Raw genomic sequence first — 5,163 nt, 5'->3', positions numbered from 1 at the left:
TTGGTCGCTACCGGCGGCGCGCCCTCGGCCGCAGTGATCGAGCGCCCGGATGCATCACTCGCCGACGGGCGGGCCGCACGGCGTCCACCGCGGCCACCGGCCGGTCCGGCGGCCGCCACGGAGGGCCGATCCGCGCGAACAGCGCGGTCGGCGTCTCAGCCCTGCTTCTCGACCACGTTCCCGGTCGTCACCGAGATGCTGTCGGCGTCCTTCGCGGCCGGCTTCGCATCCACCCCGGCTTCCTTGCGCTGCGCAGCGGTGATCGGCGCGGGCGCCCCGGTCAGCGGATCGAAACCGCCACCGCTCTTCGGGAACGCGATCACCTCGCGCAGCGAGTCCGCACCGGCCAGCAACATGCAGATCCGGTCCCAGCCGAAGGCGATGCCGCCGTGCGGCGGCGGGCCGTACTTGAACGCCTCCAGCAGGAAGCCGAACTTGTCCTGGGCCTGCTCCTCGGAGATGCCCAGCACCGCGAACACCCGTTCCTGGATGTCCGAGCGGTGGATGCGGATCGAGCCGCCGCCGATCTCGTTGCCGTTGCAGACGATGTCGTAAGCCCAGGCCAGCGCGTTGTCCGGGTCCTTGTCGAAGTCCTCGGCCCAATCCGCGTTCGGCGCGGTGAACGGGTGGTGCACCGCGGTCCAGCGCGAGGAACCGACCGCCACGTCGTCGGTATCGGCGACCGGCTCGAACATCGGCGCGTCGACGACCCACACGAACGACCAGGCCGAGTGGTCGATCAGGCCGCAGCGCTGCCCGATCTCCAGCCGCGCCGCGCCGAGCAGCGCCCGCGAGGACGCGCGCTCACCGGCGGCGAAGAAGACGCAGTCGCCCGGACCGGCGCCCACGGCCTTGGCCAGGCCATCGCGTTCGGCGTCCGAGAGGTTCTTGGCGACCGGGCCGGACAGCGTGCCGTCCGCGCCGACGAGCACGTACGCCAGACCCTTGGCGCCGCGCTGCTTGGCCCAGTCCTGCCACGCGTCGAGCTGCCGGCGCGGCTGGTCGGCACCGCCGGGCATCACGACCGCACCGACGTAGGGCGCCCGGAACACCCGGAACGGGGTGTCGGAGAAGTATTCGGTGAGCTCGGTCAGCTCCAGCCCGAACCGCAGGTCCGGTTTGTCGGTGCCGTAGCGGGACATCGCATCGGCGTAGGTCATCCGCGGAATGGGCCGCGGGACCTCGTGGCCGACCAGGCGCCACAGCCCGGCGATGATCTCCTCGCCGAGTTCGAGCACGTCGTCCTGCTCGACGAAGCTCATCTCGATGTCGAGCTGGGTGAACTCGGGCTGGCGATCGGCGCGGAAGTCCTCGTCCCGGTAGCAGCGGGCGAGCTGGAAGTAGCGCTCCACGCCACCGACCATCAGCAGCTGCTTGAACAGCTGCGGCGACTGCGGCAGCGCGTACCAGGTCCCCGGCTGCAGCCGCGCCGGAACCAGGAAGTCGCGGGCGCCCTCGGGCGTGGAGCGGGTCATCGTCGGCGTCTCGACCTCGACGAATTCCCGGTCGCCCAGCACGTTGCGGGCAACGCGGTTGATCTCGCTGCGCATCCGGATGGTCCGGGCCGGGCCGTTTCGCCGCAGATCCAGGTAGCGGTGCTTGAGCCGGATCTCCTCGCCGGTCTCCAGGTGCTCGTCCAGCGGGAACGGCAGCGGCGCGGACTCGGACAGCACTTCCAGTTCGGAGGCGTAGACCTCGATCTCACCGGTGCCGATCTCGGCGTTCTCGTTGCCGACGGGACGGCGCACGACCTCACCGGTCACCCGCACGCAGAACTCGGCGCGCAGCCGGTGTGCGCGCGCGGCCATCTCCCCCTCGCGGAAGACCACCTGGGCGACCCCGGAAGCGTCGCGCAAATCGATGAAGATCACTCCACCGTGATCGCGGCGGCGCGCCACCCACCCTGCCAAGGTGACGGACTGCCCGGAGTGACCGGCGCGAAGCGATCCGGCCTCGTGCGTGCGCATCACGGGTACTGAGCTCCTCTTCAAGTCGGCGAAGCGACAACTGCTTGCTCGCGGCTGCTCCCTCGCGGCTGCTCGACGGCAGGCGCCCGGCCTGCGAGGCGGCTGAGGATCCAGGTTATCCAACGTCCGGCGGGACACGTCGAGCAGGTTTCCGCCGGACTTCGGGCGCACCCGCGGGCGAATCCGTTGTGGATGATCATTGCGCTCGCTGCGGGACCAGGCACGCTCGGCGGCGGCAGAACCGCAGGGTTGTGACGCCGCGAGTTAACTCACAGAACCGCGCTTTCCGCGTGCAATTACGACGGCATCACGCGGGTTCCGGCCGCACTCGGAACCGATCGGCGGGAAGCTCCGGAAAACGCGACTTCCCGGTGATCATGGCAATGTCAACCGCGCGCTCGGCGGTAGTCCGCCGGAGGCCACCGGGGGAGAAATACTCCCACTTTGGTGGGAGCGCCGAACCGCAACTTGATCGTTGCGCCACCGGGTTTCACTCATTAGCGTAAGTCCCCGAGTTCGGCGGACACGAGGAGTAACCATGACCGGTCCGAAGACCGAGACCCGTTCGATGTCGCGCACGGCCGTCCGCAACGACCACGCCCCACCGGTCTCGCCCGAGCTCGCGGAACTGCTCCGCACCGGACCGTTCGAAGCCGCGCTGCGCGCGGCGATCCGGTCCAGCCGGCTGAGCCTGGAACGCATCCAGCACCGGCTGCAGACCCGCGGCACCCCGGTGAGCATCACCGCGCTGAGCTACTGGCAATCCGGCCGCCGCCGCCCCGAGCGCCCCGATTCGCTGCTCGCCCTGCAGCAGCTGGAGAACGTGCTCGGGATGCCGGACGGCGCGCTGTCCGCGCTGCTGGGTCCTCCGCGCCCGCGCGGGCGCACCCGGCAGGCCGCGAACGACGCGCCGCCGCTGAGCGAGCTGTGGTCGGAGAACGAATCCGCGGTCGAGCTGCTGACCCGGATCGACACCAGCCACGACAGCAAGCTCACGCGGCTGTCGCAGCACGACGTGGTGCACGTGGACGCCTACGGCGACCAGCGCACGGTGCGGGCGAGCAAGCTTCTGCGAGCCGAGGCCAACGGTGCGGACCGATGGGTGGTGATGTTCGACGGAGCCTCCACCAGCTCGGTCTCACCGACGATCCGGCCGCTGCGCTCCTGCCGCATCGGGCAGGTGCTCACCGACCACGCGCGAGACGTGATCGTCGCGGAGCTGCTGTTCGACCGCCCGCTGGAGCGGGGCGAGACGATGCTGCTGGAGTACGAGATCTCGGACATGCCGACCGGGGCGAACGAGCCGGAATGCACGTTCTCCCGGCTGTTCCGGCTGCCGGTGCGGCAGTACGTGGTGGAGCTGGAGTTCGACCCTGCCTGCCCGCCGCAGCACGTGGAGAGCTTCGTCGGCGACTCCGCGGCCCAGGACGTGGAGACCCCGAAGCCGCTGCCGCTGGACGGGCACGCCCGCACCCACGCGGTGAAGCTCGACTTCGGGATGGGCGTGTTCGGGGTGCGCTGGCAGCCGTCGCGCAGCGCGCTGCTCGACGAGCGCTGAAACCGCCCCGCACCGGAGCACTGGTTCATCCATCCGAGTAGTCAATCGAATACGAACAGTACCCGCACTTTGCTACCGGCAAGACGCCGCGACCAGGCTTCGGCGCAGCCCGCACCGCACTTTCTCCCTACTTTCGCAGGGAGTTCCGGATGCGGTCGGTGGCGGCCGGAGCGGAATGCGGGCGCGCGAACGATTCCGGCCGCCACCGCGCAGATCTTTGAATGCGGCGCTTCCCATTCGGCTGCAACGGATGGCGGAGTCGGCGAGGACGCCCTCGGCCATTCACAGCAGGGCTAGCTGATCCGCTTCCCGTTCCGCTGGTTCAGACCGCGGCCCGGTCGCGCGGAAAGTCCCCGCCCCGGGCCGCCGCTCCCCTGGTCCGTACCGCAGCTGCGCTTCTCGCACGCGGGCCGCGATGTCCTCCTGGTAGGACTTCGGCGCGTAGGCGCCGTTGCGGTACAGCCGCTCGTACAGCGGCAGGAGGTCCGGACGGCGCTCGCTCAACCAGGCGTGATACCACTCCCGCGCTCCCGGGCGCAGGTGCAGCACCAGCGGCGTGATGGAGGTGGCGCCCGCCTCGGCGAGAGCGGCGACGGTTTCGTCGAGCTGCTGCGGCCCGTCGCTCAAACCGGGCAGCACGGGCGCCATCATCACCGAGCAACCCAGGCCGGCGGCGCTGAGCCTGCGGACCACGTCCACCCGGCGCAGCGGGGACGGCGCACCCGGCTCGATGTCCCGCCACACCTGCTCGTCGATCGAGCCGATCGACACCGCGACCGAGACCGCGGCCGACCTCGCCGCCTGTTCCAGCAGGTCGATGTCGCGCAGGATCAGCGTCCCCTTGGTGAGGATCGAGAACGGGTTCGCCCGGTCCCGCAACGCCTCGATGATCCGCCGCACCAGCCCGTAGCGACCTTCCGCCCGCTGGTACGGGTCGGTGTTGGTGCCCATCGCGATCGGCTCGCCCGCCCACTTCGGGTGCGCGAGCTCGCGGCGCACCAGCTCCGGCGCGTTCACCTTCACCACGATCTTGCTGTCGAAGTCGTGCCCGGAGTCCAGGTCCAGGTAGGTGTGCGTGTTCCGGGCGAAGCAGTAGCGGCAGGCGTGCGAGCAGCCGCGGTAGGGGTTGATCGTCCAGCGGAACGGCACCTGCGAGGCGCCCGGCACGCGGTTGATGATCGACCTCGCGCGCACCTCGATCGCCAGCGCGTCCTCGGTGCCCGCGGCGACCGGTTCCGGACCGGGCTCGGCCAGTCCCGCCCGCCCGGTCCCGCGCGTCGGCGCGTCCTCGACGCCCAAGGGCAGCTGCGGCTCACCGCTGCCCGAGACCCGTTGCTTTTCCCAGCGCATGACTCCATGCGAACACAGTTTCGATGTACTGTCCAGCACATTCGCTCACCTGAGCGAACGGCAGCAGCACTGCGCAGCCGGAAGCGAGGCCGACGGGACGCCGGATCGGGCTCTTTGCCCGCACGGACGCAGCCGTGCGGACACTGCTCGCCCACCTCCTACGATTGCCCGGTGAATGATCGGCCGCCGACAGGACCGCCCGGCGACGGCGAACACCGCCGACCGCGGCAACGCAGACCGCAACCGCCCGGACGGCCACCGGCCGACCGCGGCGGGCAACCGCCGCGC

The 5,163-nt window shown here is 70.5% G+C and carries 3 protein-coding genes; 1 reads left to right on the top strand and 2 read right to left on the bottom strand.

What is annotated here, in order from left to right; genetic code table 11:
• Positions 1-155: 155 nt before the first annotated feature.
• Complete coding sequence (aspS, locus tag IJH84_RS13730) at positions 156-1,970, bottom strand: aspartate--tRNA ligase (RefSeq protein WP_200069827.1); 1,815 nt, start codon at positions 1,968-1,970, stop codon at positions 156-158.
• A 535-nt stretch (positions 1,971-2,505) separates the two neighbouring features.
• On the opposite strand from aspS, the gene IJH84_RS13725 reads away from it, so the two are divergent.
• Positions 2,506-3,525: a hypothetical protein gene (locus IJH84_RS13725; protein ID WP_295144911.1), complete on the top strand. Its 1,020-nt coding sequence runs from the start codon at positions 2,506-2,508 to the stop codon at positions 3,523-3,525.
• A gap of 282 nt (positions 3,526-3,807) precedes the next feature.
• Here the strand turns inward: IJH84_RS13725 and IJH84_RS13720 are convergent, their stop codons facing one another.
• Positions 3,808-4,875 carry an Rv2578c family radical SAM protein gene (locus IJH84_RS13720; protein ID WP_200069829.1) on the bottom strand — a complete coding sequence of 356 codons (1,068 nt, stop codon included), beginning with the start codon at positions 4,873-4,875 and terminating at the stop codon, positions 3,808-3,810.
• Between the last annotated feature and the right edge of the window lie 288 nt (positions 4,876-5,163).

Origin of the sequence: Saccharopolyspora sp. (assembly GCF_017434145.1) — a bacterium.
GTDB lineage: Bacteria > Actinomycetota > Actinomycetes > Mycobacteriales > Pseudonocardiaceae > Saccharopolyspora_C > Saccharopolyspora_C galaxeae.
The sequence above is the reverse complement of the archived record's forward strand: the minus strand, read 5'-3'. Positions and strand labels throughout refer to the sequence as shown.